General features: G+C 68.8%; 15 protein-coding genes. 11 read left to right on the top strand and 4 right to left on the bottom strand.

All coding sequences use genetic code 11. The annotated features are described in order from the left end of the window. The first annotated feature begins 67 nt into the window (after nt 1–67). The 4 genes from SACSA_RS0119890 to SACSA_RS0119875 all read left to right on the top strand — a co-directional run bounded on the left by SACSA_RS0119890 (nt 68) and on the right by SACSA_RS0119875 (nt 4,668). A complete protein-coding gene (locus tag SACSA_RS0119890) occupies nt 68–1,033 on the top strand; it encodes an AraC family transcriptional regulator (RefSeq protein ID WP_019819541.1) in 966 nt (321 codons plus the stop codon). Between the two features lie 399 nt (nt 1,034–1,432). Next, the gene (locus tag SACSA_RS0119885) at nt 1,433–2,335 is read left to right on the top strand and encodes a sugar phosphate isomerase/epimerase family protein (protein ID WP_028662071.1); all 903 of its coding nucleotides are present in this window, start codon (nt 1,433–1,435) and stop codon (nt 2,333–2,335) included. Nucleotides 2,336–2,363: 28 nt separating this feature from the next. Then, nucleotides 2,364–3,560 (top strand): glycoside hydrolase family 76 protein, encoded by a 1,197-nt coding sequence (locus SACSA_RS0119880; RefSeq protein WP_019819538.1) that lies wholly within the window; start codon nt 2,364–2,366, stop codon nt 3,558–3,560. 145 nt (nt 3,561–3,705) lie between these two features. Then, nucleotides 3,706–4,668 carry a peptidoglycan-binding protein gene (locus tag SACSA_RS0119875; protein ID WP_048877012.1) on the top strand — a complete coding sequence of 321 codons (963 nt, stop codon included), beginning with the start codon at nt 3,706–3,708 and terminating at the stop codon, nt 4,666–4,668. A 19-nt stretch (nt 4,669–4,687) separates the two neighbouring features. On the opposite strand, the gene SACSA_RS0119870 is transcribed toward SACSA_RS0119875, so the two are convergent. Then, nucleotides 4,688–5,503, bottom strand: a complete 816-nt coding sequence (locus SACSA_RS0119870) for an alpha/beta fold hydrolase (RefSeq protein WP_028662070.1) — start codon at nt 5,501–5,503, stop codon at nt 4,688–4,690. A 78-nt stretch (nt 5,504–5,581) separates the two neighbouring features. On the opposite strand from SACSA_RS0119870, the gene SACSA_RS0119865 reads away from it, so the two are divergent. Further along, nucleotides 5,582–6,121, top strand: coding sequence for a CGNR zinc finger domain-containing protein (locus tag SACSA_RS0119865; RefSeq protein WP_019819534.1), 540 nt, complete (start codon nt 5,582–5,584; stop codon nt 6,119–6,121). Nucleotides 6,122–6,336: 215 nt separating this feature from the next. Further along, complete coding sequence (locus SACSA_RS0119860; protein WP_019819533.1) at nt 6,337–7,614, top strand: choice-of-anchor B family protein; 1,278 nt, start codon at nt 6,337–6,339, stop codon at nt 7,612–7,614. Nucleotides 7,615–7,800: 186 nt separating this feature from the next. On the opposite strand, the gene SACSA_RS0119855 is transcribed toward SACSA_RS0119860, so the two are convergent. Further along, nucleotides 7,801–9,384 (bottom strand): glycoside hydrolase family 43 protein, encoded by a 1,584-nt coding sequence (locus SACSA_RS0119855; RefSeq protein WP_019819532.1) that lies wholly within the window; start codon nt 9,382–9,384, stop codon nt 7,801–7,803. A 227-nt stretch (nt 9,385–9,611) separates the two neighbouring features. After that, a complete protein-coding gene (locus SACSA_RS0119850) occupies nt 9,612–10,040 on the bottom strand; it encodes a hypothetical protein (RefSeq protein WP_019819530.1) in 429 nt (142 codons plus the stop codon). Between the two features lie 204 nt (nt 10,041–10,244). Between SACSA_RS0119850 and SACSA_RS0119845 the strand changes: the two genes are divergently transcribed. From SACSA_RS0119845 to SACSA_RS0119825, 5 genes are read left to right on the top strand one after another with little or no spacing between them, the layout of a single operon-like run. After that, nucleotides 10,245–10,943 (top strand): Crp/Fnr family transcriptional regulator, encoded by a 699-nt coding sequence (locus SACSA_RS0119845; RefSeq protein WP_083940319.1) that lies wholly within the window; start codon nt 10,245–10,247, stop codon nt 10,941–10,943. 54 nt (nt 10,944–10,997) lie between these two features. Continuing rightward, a complete protein-coding gene (locus SACSA_RS0119840; protein ID WP_019819528.1) occupies nt 10,998–11,984 on the top strand; it encodes a hypothetical protein in 987 nt (328 codons plus the stop codon). A gap of 5 nt (nt 11,985–11,989) precedes the next feature. Beyond that, complete coding sequence (locus tag SACSA_RS0119835; RefSeq protein ID WP_019819527.1) at nt 11,990–14,113, top strand: hypothetical protein; 2,124 nt, start codon at nt 11,990–11,992, stop codon at nt 14,111–14,113. After that, nucleotides 14,113–14,883 (top strand): hypothetical protein, encoded by a 771-nt coding sequence (locus SACSA_RS0119830; RefSeq protein WP_019819526.1) that lies wholly within the window; start codon nt 14,113–14,115, stop codon nt 14,881–14,883. Before SACSA_RS0119835 ends, SACSA_RS0119830 begins: the two co-directional genes overlap by 1 nt. A 26-nt stretch (nt 14,884–14,909) precedes the next feature. Then, complete coding sequence (locus SACSA_RS0119825; RefSeq protein WP_157597040.1) at nt 14,910–15,308, top strand: hypothetical protein; 399 nt, start codon at nt 14,910–14,912, stop codon at nt 15,306–15,308. Nucleotides 15,309–15,345: 37 nt separating this feature from the next. Here the strand turns inward: SACSA_RS0119825 and SACSA_RS0119820 are convergent. Beyond that, a partial coding sequence (locus tag SACSA_RS0119820; protein ID WP_232213024.1) for a helix-turn-helix transcriptional regulator occupies nt 15,346–15,751 on the bottom strand: 406 nt, incomplete at its 5' end.

Here is a 15,751-nt window from a genome sequence, read left to right as displayed (position 1 = left end):
GCACCATCTCGGACGAATCCATAGGCGAGAAGCTCGATCACCTGCGTATTCGTCTAGCCTCGCGGGAGTGGACGCCTTCGCTGATCTGTTCCGGGGTGTACGAGCTCAGGGGTCACTGTTCGGCAGCTCGACCCTGTCCGCGCCCTGGTCGTTGTTCTTCGTGGACGGCGCCCCGCTGACCCTGTGCACCGTGCTCGAGGGCTCCGGGTGGATCGTCCCGGAGAGTTGCCCGCCCGAGCACCTCGCACCCGGTGACACGGTCCTCGTGCGGGGCCCCGCGCCGTTCTCCCTCGTCGACGAGATCGGAACCGAGGCAGACCCGATCGAGTGCGGCGAGCACTGCGCGACGCCCGATCAGGGCGGGACCCGACACCGGCTCGGCTGGAACGACCGCGGCGCAGACGACCCGGCCGACGCGACGACACTGGTCGTCGGCGCCTACCCGGTACGGGGCGAGATCGGCCGTCGACTGCTGGACGCGCTGCCCGAGGTCCTGCGCGTCGCACCCAGCGGTACGGCCGGCGCCGTGCGGGACCTCCTGACCGCCGAGGTCGCCGTCGACGCGCCAGGCCAGCAGGTCGTGCTCGACCGACTGCTGGACTGGATGCTGGTGTGCTCACTACGCGAGTGGTTCGACCGGCCCGGCGGCGAGCCGCCCGCCTGGTACGCCGCGCACCGCGATCCGGTGGTAGGCCACGCCCTACGGCTGCTGCACGCCGAACCTGCGGCGCCGTGGACCGTCTCCTCGCTGGCCGACCGGAGCGGGGTATCGCGCGCCACGATGGCGAAACGGTTCGCCGACATGGTCGGCGAACCACCCCTGACCTACCTCACAAGCTGGCGCATGACCCTCGCGGCGGACCTGCTGGCCGACCGCAAGGCGGCCACCATCGCCGAGATCGCCCGCACCGTGGGCTACTCCGACGCCTTCGGGTTCAGCGCAGCGTTCAAACGCACCCGCGGCATTACCCCCAGCGAGTTCCGGCGCACCGGCAGCGCACCTCCCGACCGTGGCGACCTCCCCAGCTCATGACAACCACTTGGCTCCGTAGAGCCTCGGCGCTGGTGAGGCTTGGTGCGGACAGAGGAGAAGCTCCTGGGTAGACGAGTGATTGCTTAAATCAACTCTGTCCCTACCAGGAGCTTCGGGGTGCTTCCTTGGCGACCTACCTGTCTGGCATGCGCGGGCCCCACCGGGCTTTCTCCGTACCGGACCTCCTCATCGCCGCGATCGCCGCACCGGCTCGCCTTGCCGCAGGACCAGACCACCGGTCTGATCGAGCAGTTCGTCGGGATCGTGCCCAGGCAGACCGGCAGAACCGGCTTCCCTTCGCCCGCACCGGACGCGGGCGCACGGGCGTCATGGGCTTGATTCGTCCCTGGCCACCCATTAGCGTGACGCGGAACAACTTCTGATGATTGGACGCAGAAGATGGCTGGACATAATCAGAAGATCTCGCGGCGTCGCGTCCTCCACGGCGCCGGAGGGGCCGCCGCGGTAGGCCTGGCCTCGTGGGCCGCCTCCGGTGCCGCTGCCGCCGGGACCACCACCCGGGGAGCACGGCCCGTACCACCCGGCAAGATCGGTTTCGGTCTGTACTCGGTGCGTTCCCTGCTGGCCGAGAATCCGGAAGGCACCCTTGCCATGCTCGCCGACGCGGGCTACTCCGAGATCGAACCGGCCTACGACTACGGCGATCGCACGCCCGCCCAGTTCCGGCGGATCGCCGACGACAACGGCCTGCGTGTGATCGGCAGCCACCATCATCCCGGCGACTTCCGTGGCGAGCGCGCCCACGAGACGCTGGAGCGTGCCGCGGTGCTGGGCCAGAAGTACGTCGGCGTGTCCTACATGGACGGTAACCAGTCCGTCGAGGGATATCGGCGCATGGCCGAGGAAATGAACCGGTTCGGCGAACTCGCCCGGTCGTGGGGACTGCGGTGGTACGCGCACCTGCACGACCACGAGTTCCACACCGACCCAGATACCGGGCGCACGTTGTTCGACGTGTGGCTCGACCACACCGACCCGGACCTCGTCTGGTACGAACTGGACCTGTACTGGATCCTCGCGGCGGGCGTCGCGCCGGAGCCCTACCTGCGTGCCCACGAGTCCCGGTTCCCGCTCCTGCACCTGAAGGACGGCACCCCCACCGCCGGGATCGAAACCGACCTCGGCGACGGCGACGTCGACTTCCCCGGCATCCTCGCCGATCTCGCGCACCCGGGAGCACACCACTTCGTCATCGAACGTGACGAGCAACCACATCCGGTGCGCACCGCGAACGTCTCCTACGAGTATCTGCGCGGTCTGCGCGTCAGTCCGCACCGCTGATCCGCTCCCCCACGGGCAGGAGGCCACCATGCGGTACCACTCTCGATCCGTCTCACGCCGCCACCTGCTCGTGGGGACGGCGGCCACGACCGCGGGCCTGGTGGCCGTGCCACCGCTCGCGTTCGCGCGGGAAGGCGTCGCGGCAGGCGCGGACCAGGGCCTGCACGCCCGGCGCGCCCGCGAGGCCTACGCGGCACTTCAGCGCTGTTTCCACGACGAGCGAAGCGGGCTCTACCGCGAGACGTATCCGCCCACCGGCGAGCACCCGTGGTCCTACGTGTGGCCGTTCTCCCAGGCGCTCGTCGCCACGCAGGTGCTGGCCGGAATCCGGGGACAGCACCACCGGTACGCCACCGACGTCGCCGACCGCTACGCGGCGCTGGAAGCCTACTGGAACGACGAGACGGACCCGCCCGGGTACGACTCGTACGTACGCCCGCCACTGGGGCACGGCGGGGACAAGTTCTACGACGACAACGAGTGGAACGCCCTCGCCTTCCTCCAGCGCCACTACCTCACGCCGGGCGGGGACCAGGATGCAGTCGCCCGCGCGGCGGAGATCTTCGACCTCGTCGTCCACGGCTGGGACACCGACCCCGACCATCCCTGCCCCGGTGGAGTGTTCTGGACCCAAGCCGAGTGGAGCACCGACCGCAACACCGTTTCCACCGCGCCGGGCGCCCAAGTAGGACTGCACCTCTACCTGCTCACGGGCGAGCGGTACTACCTCGACTGGGCACTGCGCATGTACGAGTGGGTGCGTGGCTGTCTGCTCGCGCCCAACGGTCTCTACTGGGACAACATCCGGCTCGACGGCTCGATCTGGAAGGCGCAGTTCTCCTACAACCAGGGCGTGATGATCGGGGCGGGAACATTACTGTTCCGGGCGACCGGCGACGAGACGTATCTCGACCAGGCCGCCGAGACCGCGCGGCGCGCGCTCGCCCACTACGCCGAGAACGACCGGTACTTCACCCAGCCCGCCCGGTTCCACGCGATTTTCTTCGCCAACCTGCTCCAACTGGGGGTGTGCGATCCGGATCCGGCCTTCCGCGAGGCGATGCGCACCTACGCCGAGCGGGCGCGAGACCGGTTCCACGATCCGAATACGGGCCTCTACCACTTCACCGGCGACGATCCCGTGCTGCTACTCGAACAGGCGGGCATGGTCCGCATCGAGGCGATGCTGGCCTGGCATCCACACGACCACGCCCTGCTGACCTGAGGTGTGCCAGCCGTCGGGCCTGCCCGCACCGCTTCCCACTCTCGGAACCCTCCGATCGTAGGTGGTCACGAAGGGTGTCCGGTTACTACCGTTTCGTCCGCTACGGCGAGGCTTCGGGACATACCCACCACGTACGGAGGACGGCATGTGCGACCAGTGCGCCGGAACAGGACACGCCGGTAACGGCCGGGGGTTGCGGCGCCGAACGGTGCTGGCCGGCCTCGGTGTCGGCGCGCTGGCCTGGGGCGTCGCGGGCGGCGTACGCGGCTCCGGCACGGCCTCGGCCGCGTCGCTCAAGGACGCGAGCTGGTGCAATCCCGCGCGGGGCTACTTCCCCGACGGCGGGCACTTCGGCGCGCCACGCGGTTCGTACTCGCACGCCGGTCAGGACATCACCAACAGCGTCGGTACCGCCGTCTATGCCGCCGCGGCGGGCACGGTGATCGCCCGGGGGACCAACGTGCTGACCGGACGCACCGGTTACGGCATCGTCATCTCCCACGGCAGCGGCTACTACACCTATTACGGCCACCTCAACACCTTCCGGGTGGGTTCGAGCGCCACCGTGAGCGCTGGCCAGTGGATCGCGGACATGGGCGCCACCGGCAATGTCACCGGCCCGCACCTGCATTTCGAGACCCACGCGGGTGGCCTGGGCTCGGTGCTCGACCCGGTGGACTTCATGGGCGCCCGTGGCGTCGACCTCGGTGGCGGGTGGTCCACCATCGACCCGGAAGCCCGGGGCGAGACGGTCAAGGTCATCCAGTCGCTGATCACGCAGCGGGGCACCGCGCTCGTCACCGACGGGTACTACGGCCCCGTCTCGGTGTCGGCGGTCAAGGACTTCCAATCCTCGCGGGGACTGGTCGCCGACGGCCAGGTCGGCCCGGTCACTTGGCCCGAACTGGTCTACACGCTCACCCGTGGAGCCGACGGGGACCACGTGAAGGCCGCGCAGACAGCGCTCAACAAGCACAGCGCCGGACTGCTGGTCGACGGCGACTTCGGAGCGGTGACGGACTCCGCCGTGCGCGACTTCCAGAGCGTCAACCGCCTCTACGTCGACGGCGTGTGCGGACCGGTGACCTGGGCGGCCCTGGTGGGCTGAACGCAGGACCGGCCACGTCTCAGAGGAAGGTACCGAGCGCGGCCGTCACTTGGGCGGGCGCGTCGAGTTGGACCAGGTGCCCGGCCGATCCGAACAGCCGGAACTCGGCGTTCGGAATGCGTTCGGCGAGCCGGGCGCCGAACTCGGGAGGCAGCCAGGTGTCCTGGGCGCCCCAACCGATGAGGACCGGCATATCCAACTCGGCGTAGCGTGATTCGATCTCGCGGGTGAAACGTTCGTCGTTCTGGGCAATCTGCCGGTAGAACGCCGCCTGCCCCTCGGAGCCGAGCCATGGTCGGACGAGCTCGTCGGCCAGCGTGCCGGGCAAGCCGTGGTGGCTCGCGGTGGCGATGTAGCCGCGCACCATCGCCTCGTGGAGATGCTCCGGCACGCTGGTGAACACCCGCCGGTTGTCGCGTGCGAGCCGGAAGAAACCCGTTCCCCAGTCCCCCAGCGCGACAGCATCGAACAGGGCAAGGCGCGCATAGCGGTTTCCCGACAGCAGGGCTGTGCGTAGTGCGACGGTGCCCCCGAAGTCGTGCGCGACGACCGCGGGGGAATCCAGCCCCCAGTGCTCCAGGAGCGCGGAGAAGATTCGTTGCTGCGCGCCGAGGGAGACGTCGTGGCCCTCGTGCATCGCCGACTGCCCGTAGCCAAGCATGTCCCACACGTAGACCTCGTGGCGGGCGGAGAGCGCCGCTGCGATATCGCGCCAGACCACGGAGGAGAAGGGTGTTCCGTGCAGCAGGACCACCGGTGGTCCTGATCCCTGCCTGCCCCAGCGGACCGCTCCGTCAGGGCTGTCGAATCGCTCCGAGAGTGTCCAGTCGTCCATGCGAGCTCCCCGCGTTACCAGCTTCAGGGTGTACACGGTAACGTTTCGCGTTACCAGCATCAAGCGTCAGGAGGTAACGTGGTGTACTCCCGAGAAGCCGCGCCCGGTGACCTCGCGCGGCTGGAGACGTTTTGCAACTCGGCGCGCTTGCTGTACGGCGAAGACTCCTTCACCACACCGGCCACCGCATCCGCATGGCTGCGCGACGCCGGGCTCGCACGCACTGACATCGAACTCGACGAGCACGCACTCGCGCGATTGGTCGAACTCCGCGAAGCGATCCGCGCACACCTCGGCGGCACCGAACGGGAGCGCACGTCCGAAGCCCTGAACAGCTTCGCCGAGCGCGCCGACGCCAGGCCCGCATGGACCCGCGACGGCGCGGCCCACGTGCGCACACAGGCCGATGCGCCTGCCGACGAACTGGTCGCCGACCTGGTGTCCGTTGTGTTCACCGCCGGGCTCCGTGGCACGCTCACCCGGCTCAAACCGTGTCGCGCGCCGGAGTGCCGGTGGGTTTTCTACGATCGCTCGCCACAGGGCAACAGCATTTGGTGCAGCATGCGAATCTGCGGCGCCCGCCACAAGATGCGCAGCTACCGCTCGCGGGGAGCCTGAGCCGCTCGACCCCGGACTCGTGTTGGCCGACACGCTCAGCAGCTCGTCCGGTTCGTGCGCGGTGCCCGGACAGCCGACCGCACCGACACCGGGTCGCGTGCTACCTGGAGCAACACGGTGGCCCCCGAACGGTCGCTTGCCGTAGGGCGGTCGCCGGTTGTTGTCTTTCCCTCCCGCGGGCTGACAGTCCTCGGGAGGAAAAGACCGGAGGTCACATGAGAGCGACACTCGCGACCGTGGGGACCGTGGTGCTGGCGGCATCCATCCTCGGTGCCCCGACCGCCGCGGCGCACGAACAGTCCTTTGACGCGGTCTCACCGCCGACGGAGGAGCAACGGCGGGCGGAAGCGGAATCCGCGCCGGACGGCCAGGCCGACTGTAGCGACGGAACCGCGGCCGACACCTACGCCTGCGACAACGTCGAGATGGTGGACCACCTGTGGTTGGAGGACCTCGGACTCAGTTTCGCCAACGACATGTGGGGCTGGACGGACCCGGCCACCCACCGTGACTACGCGCTTGTCGGCGGTGCCGAGGGAACTGTCTTCGTCGACATCAGCGACCCGGGCAAGGCCACCGTGGTGGGGATGCTGCCCCGGCACATTCCCACGTCCGAGCGCACGTCGTGGCGCGACATCAAGGTCTTCGACGATCACGCCTTCGTGGTCTCGGAACAGATACCGCACGGGATGCAGGTATTCGATCTGACCCGGCTGCGCGACGAGCGCGGCACGTTCGAGGCCGACGCGCACTACGCCGGATTCGGCAACGCGCACAACCTCGCCATCAACACCGACACCGGCTACGCCTACGCGGTCGGGACGTCGAGCTGTCGCGGCCTGCACATGGTCGACGTGTCCCGGCCCACCGAGCCGAGTTTCGCCGGTTGCTTCGCCGCTCACGGCTACATCCACGACACCCAGTGTGTGACCTACCACGGGCCGGACACCGAGCACACGGGCCGGGAGATCTGCGTGAACTCCAACGCCGCCTCGGACGGCAACTACGTGTCCGTTGTGGACGTGACCGACAAGGTGAACCCGACGGTGCTGGCTCGGATGTCGTACTCCGAGGACGGCTACAGCCACCAGGGCTGGTTCACCCCCGACCAACGGCATTTCCTGCACGGCGACGAGTTGGACGAGCTGGATCGCGGAAACAACACCCGCACCCGCGTCTGGGACATGACCGATCTGGACGCACCGCGACACACCGGCTCGTTCGACAACGACACCACCTCCATCGACCACAACATCTACACCGAACGCGAGCTCGCGTTCGCCTCGAACTACACGTCGGGGCTGCGCGTGTACCACACGGGCAAGGTCGACGAGGGTGAGCTGAAGGAGGTCGGCTACTTCGACCTGTACCCGGACAATGACAATGCGTCCTTCGAGGGCGGGACCTGGAGCAACTACCCGTACTTCAAGCGGGACGTCATCGGGGTCAGCAGTATGGACCGCGGCCTGTTCGTCCTACGGGTGACCGACTGAGGTCGAATCGCGAACTTTGACGCGACCGATCCCGCCGCTCATATCGTCCGTCGCCGACGGCAGGTGGCCGCGGCATTTCACGTCGAGGTAAGCCTCACGATGGAAATTCGCGATGGAAGTGCCGCGTAGGCCGGCGTGGTCGTGCTCACGCCGGCCTACGCGGTCATTTCCAGGTTCCGGACAACCTCACCCCACCGCCACGGGCGACGACGCCACGGAGGGACGGATCGCGAGATTGTCGAATCGCGCACCATGAGCACGGGGGCCTTCCACACTGCTCCCGGCGACCTCGCCGTCGGGAGCGGTCATACTGGAACGTAGGCCGTTGGCACCCGAGGTGTGGCTGTCATCGGTGACGCTGATCTTCGGGGTCGTCATGTCGTCGACGTAGACCTCGATGAGCGCCTCCGAGGCCTCGACCTTCACGTGATGGGCCTGGTTGACCCCCACGCCCATCCGTGCCGATGCAAGCCTCTCCGTCCGCTCGCCCACCGCCTTTTCGAGCACCACGCCTGAGGGGCGGAGGGCGGCGAAATAGCCGTGGTAGCCGTCGGCTCCGGTCTCGGTGACGCGGAAGACGACGCCCGCCTCGCCGCTGCCCGATTCCAGGGTCACGTCGGCCTCGTAGACCAGGTCTGAGAAGTCGGTGTCCTGCAACGCCATGCTTGCCTGCGCCGAGCGTACGGAGTAGGCACCGTCCCTCGCGGTCCACCCCGCGCCGTAGGTCCGCCAGCCGACGGCGTTGTTGTCGTCGAAGTTGTCCTCGACCTTCATCGTGACGGGCCGGATCGTTCCGTCCTCGTTGAAGTACATCCGGTCGTAGGCGAGTGCGCGGGAGTTCCCATCCGTCTCACTGAGGGGCCTGCGGTGGTAGAAGATGTACCAGATGTCGGTGCCCGGGACGTTGATGACGGAGTTGTGGCCAGACCCCCGTGCGACCGCGGGATCTTGCTCCAGCACCTTCCCGATCCTGTCGAAGGGTCCTGTCGGCGAGTCCGAGATCGCGTACGACACCGAATAGTCCGGTCCGGTCCAGCCGCCCTCGGACCACATCAAGTAGTACTTCCCGTTGCGCTTAAACATGAACGAACCCTCGACGTAGTTCTCCGGAGTGATCTCCTTGTACGTCGTCCCGTCGTCGAACGTGCCGAGGCTGATCATGTCGGAGTTCAGCTTGACCACATTGGAGTTGCGCCACCCGCCGTAGTACATGTACGCCTGGCCGTCGTCATCGATGAAGACGTCCTGGTCGATCGGTTGTGCCCCGTTGTGGAACTGGGAAATCAACGGCTGGCCGAGGGCGTCCACATAAGGGCCGCTGGGGTCGTCGGCGACGGCAACGCCGATTCCACCGAGCTCGTCGTTGCTCTGAATGTCGTTGGCGGCGAAGTAGAGAAAGTACTTGCCGTTGCGGGCGACAGGAGCCGGCGCCCACAGTGCCTCCTCCGCCCAGGAGACGTCGGCGATGTCCAAGACTCTGGAGTGCTTCGTCCAGTGGACAAGGTCGGTCGAAGAAAAGGCGTCCATGAACGTTTGTTCCGAGTATGCCCGGGATGTCGTCGGAAAGACCCAGTAGCGGTCGTCGTAGATGGTGATATCCGGGTCCGCGTACCACCCGTCGACGATCGGGTTTCCTGCCTCGGCGGTGGAGTAATCGAGCGCAGCGCTAGCCGACGCGCTGTGCGACAGGTCTGCGGCAGACGCGATTCCGCCCGCACCGGTGAGCATGGTGAGCGACGCGGCGACGGCGATGACACGAGATCTCTGCACGATGTAGTGCCCCTTCGAGTCCGGCTGACGGGCCCTGCTGTGGCATACACCACTCTAACGAAGTTCAACGGAAATCGAAAGTTTCGAACACTAAGCAACAGAGTGCCACTCCGTGCCGGTGCTCGGGCAGAGCCGGGTATACGACCGCGCACCGTGGCGGCGGGACCCGATACCGGCGGCCTCGCGGCCACAACAACGAAAGGCACGACGTGGGCGACTCCGGTCGCTCAGCCGGACCGGTCGCGTCCGGCGATGTCGGCCTCCACCGCCGCCACAGCCACTTTCGGCTCGGCCGCACATCCCAAGGCCAAGCCGTCACAGAGCACCGCACAGGCCTGTGTCGCGGCGTTGACCTGCGTTAACGCCGCGCGCCGCGACAGTCCGCGACGCCGCGCGTCGCGCCACACCGCGGGCAGGAGCCACGCCGTGTTGCGGGGATCGACCACGGTGAGGTCCACGTCGTCGGCGCTGAACCGCTCGCGCAGCGCCCGGTAGACGGCGCCCATCCGTTCCATGTCGGCTCGGCAGTGTGCGTAGAGACCGGGATCGGCACCGCCGAGCGCGCCCACCACGTCACCGTGCAACCGGCCGCAGCAGCCGGAGCTACCCATCTGCTGGTCCCACTCGCGTACCAGCACCACCCTGTGCCGCGCCACCACTCACCTCCACGCCGACCGGCGCATCGTGCGGCCCGGACCTTTCCGCACACCGCCGGTCCAGCGTGTCAAGACCATGGGCGGCGGACAACAGGGCAGCGGTGATCGTGCGTGCGCGCACGGAGAGTCGCACGACCGCCTCCGTCGGGGTGATCTTGGAGGTTCTCGTCCCGCGGGGCGGGGGCAGCGAGTACAGATGAGCACGTGCGGGAAGCCAGACAGCCAGGTCGGTCACGCGGTTTCCGGGCCGTCGTTCCCACCACGGCGTGGGCGGGCCTCGTCGGTGAGGGGGTCCGCACCCGCCACCGTGCCCGGCAACGCCTGCTGCGACAGGGCGACCCGGGCGGGTGGACGCTGCTGTGCTTGTCGGGCCGGCTGGCGGTCCGCTACGCCGAACCCGACGGCCGCGAGATCATGCTCGCGGTCCGCGGCCCGGGTGACGTGGTGGGGGAGTTCTCCGAACGCGACGGCCGGCCCCGGTCGGCGACGGTGGCGGCGATCGAGCCGGGTATCACGGTGCGCCTTCCCGAGCGGCGTTTCGGGGAACTGGTCCGGCGGTTCGGGATCGACACCCAACTGAACGGCTACATCCTGGGCAAACTCCGGGAGAGCGCCGCGCACGCCTGGCGAATGGCGCACCATCCGACGGCGACCCGGCTGGCAGATCTGCTCGAAACCCTCGTCGCGGCGGCCGGTCCCGACCACCCCGCTCCGCACCGGATCTCGCTGTCCCAGCAGGAGCTCGCGGAGGCGCTGGGACTCGCGCGCTCGGCGGTCACGCCGGTGCTCGCGGAATGGAAGGCACGCGGCCTGATCCGGGTGGGGCGCGGACGTCTGGAGATCGTCGATCTCGCCGGAATCTCCGGGACGGATGTGTCCAGTTCTGGACAGAACCGGCCGTGAGCCTCCGGCACGCTCGGCGTCGTCCGCGAACACTCGATCTTGTGGAGGCTCCAGGTGGAACACCTTCCCCCGACCGCCGAGCAGCACCCCGGCAAGCATATGGGCATCCTCGCCGTGGACGTCCGCCGCTTCAGCAGGCACACCACCGCACAACAGGAGACGATCCAGCGCGAACTCCCCGCCGTGCTCGAAGCGGCGGCGACCCGGGCCCAGCTGGCCGAGGCCTGGCGGGGACACCACTTCCGTGCCTTCCGCGGGGACGGCTACCTCATCGGTGTCCGCCCGGGTCTGGTGGCCGCCGTGGTGGACGGGTTCTTCGACGCACTCCAAGCCGAGCTACGCCGACGTACCGGGGAGTTGCGGGCCTCGGGAATCGAGCTGCGCCTGCGCACGAGTCTGCACTACGGCCCGGTTCGCGCCTTCGACGCGCTGCTGGCCGACTCCCCTGCGGGCCGGGTCCTGGTCAACGCCGGGCGGATGCTCGACGCGGAGCCGGTCCGTCGGTTGTTGGACCGTTCCGACCCGGAGGTGACTCTGGTGGCCTCGGTGGTGTCGGGCACCGTCATGGAGGACATCATCCAGGCGGGTAGAACCAGGCGGCGGCCGAGCGAGTTCGTCGACGTGCCCCTCCGGCTGGAGGCGAAGGAGTATTCCGGCACCGGCCACCTCCGTGTGCCCGCGCCGTCCGGGGACCTGCTCCGGTCGGGGTTGGCGCCCGCCGAGCCCGACCCCACCACCTCGGACGAGGTTGAAACCGAGGACACCGATGCGCGACCGGCGTCGGTGTCCAACACCGTGACCGGCGGCGCCTCCGGGGTCACGCAAAGCGAAACCGTGCATGACGGCGTACGGCACCAGACGGTGGGCAACGTCAGCGGCGGCAGCATCGTCGCGTCCGGTGACCGGAGCGTCGCCGCGCGGGGCGACGTCACGCAGACGACCACGGAGATCAACGGTGACGTCTCTCCACAGGGCGACGCGAATTTCGGACCGGCCAGCGGACGCCGCAACAGCGGTGTTCCGGACCGGGCGGGGTGGTGACTCCGATGGACGCGCACGACCTCGACGGCTTCAACGTGCTCGACTCGGCTGAGCAGACTCCGGATAGCTTCGCACCGGGCGATCAGCCCCTTCTCCCAACGGAGAGCGCCGAGAACGACAGCGACCGGATCGCGGCCCCCGGGAAGAACAGCACGGCCGCGGGGCGCGATGCCACCGTGACGACCTACACGGCCAGCACCATCTACTTCGGTGATGGTGCCGACGTGCTCGGCCGCGCCAACGCGCGGCCCCGGCAGCATCGTGGTCTGCAGGACCCCGCGGCACTCGCTCGTCGCGCGGAACGCTACGTCGTGCCGCCCGGGTTACTCGCGGCCGACGACCGGGACGGGGCCTCGGCGCTCGCCATCCTGCGCGAGCAGCGGGTCGTCGTGCTCGTCGGGCAGAACGACGAGGGCGGTCAGTTCAGCGCGGGCCTGCGTTTGGGATACGAGATGCGGCGGAAGCACCCGGGGCTCGACGTGCGGGAGGATCTGTTCGAGCCCGAGGTTGGGCTGGACGCCACCGAGCTGCTGGATCGGGAGAGCCCTGCGGTGGTCCTGATCGACGGTCGCTCGGCGGCGGCCGACGACCTTCGCGAGCTGCGCAGGCAGCTCGTCGCGTTCACTGGGAAACTCGACGACTACCAGAGCTACCTAATTCTCGTCGTTGCCTGGTGGCAGCGCGACGAGATCGCCAACATCCTCCCCGCAGACGCCGTTCACGAGCTCGGCAAACCGTCCTCAGTAGACGTCCTCGACCTGTATCTCACCGGTGTCGACGTTCGCCACCTCGTGGCTGAGACCGGTGTGACCGAGGAACTGGAGACGCTATGGCCACCGAGAGTTGAACAGATCGCCGACGCGGTTAAACGCAGGCTGGACCAGGACGAGCAACCGAGAACGGCGCTCCTCAACGCTCTTCGGGACCTATCCGGGGAGTCGGACGAAGCGCTGCGCAAGGAGATTCGCACCAGGCAGGACGCCGACGATGCCGAAGGGCTGGCGCTGCTGTTGGCGACCGCACTGCTCGAAGGGGCGGACGTGTCGCGTCTCGTGACCACCGCCGACCTGTTACTCGCGCGCAACGGCCTGGAGCGGGAGCCATCGGCACCGTTGCTCCGGGCCAGCCCGAAGATTCGATTCCAGCGAGCGGCGGGCTTTTACCACGACCCCGAGGCGGCCACCTTTCGGTCCAGCACGTTCGGCGATCTGGTCCTGCGCCACGTCTGGCACGAGCACCCGGACCTACGGGCCGAGCTGCGGCACTGGATCGGGGAGATCCCGCGGAAGTTCGAGGACCTCAAGGCACCCGAACTGGACCGCCTCGCCGACCGTTCCCTCGAACTCGCCGCCGCGGGCGGAGCCCACCTCGCGACCGCCCTCGCCCGGGAGTGGTCGAGAACGACGGGGACCGGATCGAGGGGCGGTGACGCCTACCGGCGGTCGGTCGCGGTGCGGCTGCTGGCTGGCGCCGCCCTGCACCCGGCGATCGGGCGGGAGGTCCGGGACACGCTCTACCGCTGGTCACGGCGTGCGGACACGGACGTGCAACTGTTGACGGCCGAAGTGTGCGCGCAGATCGGCCGCTCGTTTCCCCGGATCGCGTTCACCCGATTGAAGTACCTGGCCGGGTCGGCCGACGACACCGTCCGGGACACGGTCCGCGAAGCATTGGTGGGACTCGGTCGAGAACTTGGATTCACCACGTTCCTGCGGTCGGTGCGGGAGTGGTTCGAGGGTGACACACCGGAACGCCTCGGCGTGCTGGCGGAGGGTGTCGCGGGCCTGCTGAGAACCGCTGCACCCAAGGTTGAACCCGAGGCGGCGGTGTCGTTCTGGCGCCGCGCGTTCGACACCATGCAGCCCCCGTACCTGCGCACGGCGGTGCAGGCGTGGTTGCACGCTGCCCAACGGTGTCCGGACCGGACCGAGAGTGACGAGCTGATCGAGCATCTCGTCCGTGCGACGAACAGCGAGTCGGTCCGGATCGCGCGCGTCCACTACGCGAGCCGGGTCAGGTGGGCCACTCCGGTTCCGGAGTCGCCCGATGCCGACCACACGACGATGGTGGACCAGCTGGTGACCCGGCTGGACGAGGTCGATCCGATCTGGGGGAGGGAGGATCCTTGATGAGGTGGTTCCGGCGACTGTGGGCCGCTCCCGAGGAAGGGAATCCGGCGGGAGACCGCACGATGTCCGCCTGGGAGCCGTTCCGGCAGGCGATTCGGGTCACAGTGACCGTACCCAGCGCGGACGAGTACCTGCGCTTCAGCGTGACCATGCGGGTGGAGGGGCGCTGGACGGGGCCCGGGCAGGCGCCACACGCGCTGTTGGATGTCGCTCGGGCGGGAATCACCCACCGCGCCGAGGTGGTGAGCAGGGAATACACGCTGACCACCACCGAGCGGTTGCGCAGCGAGCTCAATCGGGTGCTGCTGACCTGGCAGGACGTGGACGAGACCGGTGTGCAGGCCCGGGCGGTGTGCGAGCACGCCGATGCCGACCCGGCGCTGGTGGACGCCGTGGCCGAACGGGAACGGGCCGTCGGCATGGCCACGGTCCGTGCCTGGCAGCGCCAGCAGCCGTCCTACCACGTCGAGCAGGAGTGCGCGCTGATCCGCGACCCACTGCGCGGGACGGCGCGGTGGATCGTGGAAAACCCCGGTCGGCCCGACGACGCGGTGCAGGTCGCACGGCAGCTCACCACACTCCGGGACCTGCTCGCACCGGCGACCGACGAACGTCCTGAATCGCCCGGGCGGCTCCTGGACGAGTTGCTGGACGGCACCGAAGAGGCGTGCCGGGACCGGCTGGCGACGACTCTCAGGAAGCTCTTCGTCGAATACGGACGGCCGGATCTTGCCGACCGGCTGCCGTCCGGTCCGGAGGGCGGGGCGTGACCTCGGTGGGCAGGGAGGGAAACGACATGGACCCGGTGTTGGAGGCGGTCGCGACCGCGTTGGCGACCAGAACGGCACATGCCGTCGTGGCGGGCGGCAAGGGCGCGTGGGAGGCACTGGTGCGGTTGGTCCGGCACCGGTTCGCCGAGGACTCCGCAGCAGAGCGGGCGTGGCAGGCGGCTGTCGCCGATCCGGCCGACGCGGAAGGCGTGGCATCGCTGACGCGGGCGCTCGCGGACGCCGAGCGGGCGAATCCGGAGTTCGGCGTTGAGCTGAGGCAGCTGTGGCACCGGATCAGCGCCAACCCGGGCGTCGGTACGCATGCCGTGGTGAACCAGATCGACGGTGACGTGGAAAGCGCGGTGCAGGCCAGGGACATTCACGGAGGGATCGCGTTCGGCCGACCTCCCGGACCGCATCGGTAGCGGTAAGTGCGCTCAGCGGTCGGGGCCCGCCACGGCGTCATGGCCACATCCGCTGGTCGCGACGCCACCGCTGCGGAGTGGTGTCGTACCGCTGGCGGAACCGCCGGACGAGGTAGGTGGCATCGCGCAGGCCGGTGCGGGCGGCCACCACGTCGAGGGGCAGGTCGGTCTCCCGCAACAGTCGGCGAACCTCGGTCATGCGCCGCTCAGTGATCCACTCCAGCAGGGGACGGCCCGTGCGCTCCCGGACGACCGTGGTGAGGTGTCCCGGGGTGTAGCCGAGCGCGCGTGCGACGTCCGCCGCGGTGACCCGCTCGTGGAAGGTGGCCTCGATCCGCGCGAAAACCCGTTCCACAAGCGGGTCGGGCGCGCCCGGCGCCGACGGCGCCAGACGCGCGGCCGCCACCAGGATGCGGGTGAGCAGCGCGGTGACGGCCTCGCGG

Source organism: Saccharomonospora saliphila YIM 90502, assembly GCF_000383795.1.
Classification (GTDB): domain Bacteria; phylum Actinomycetota; class Actinomycetes; order Mycobacteriales; family Pseudonocardiaceae; genus Saccharomonospora; species Saccharomonospora saliphila.
The sequence above is the reverse complement of the archived record's forward strand: the minus strand, read 5'-3'. Positions and strand labels throughout refer to the sequence as shown.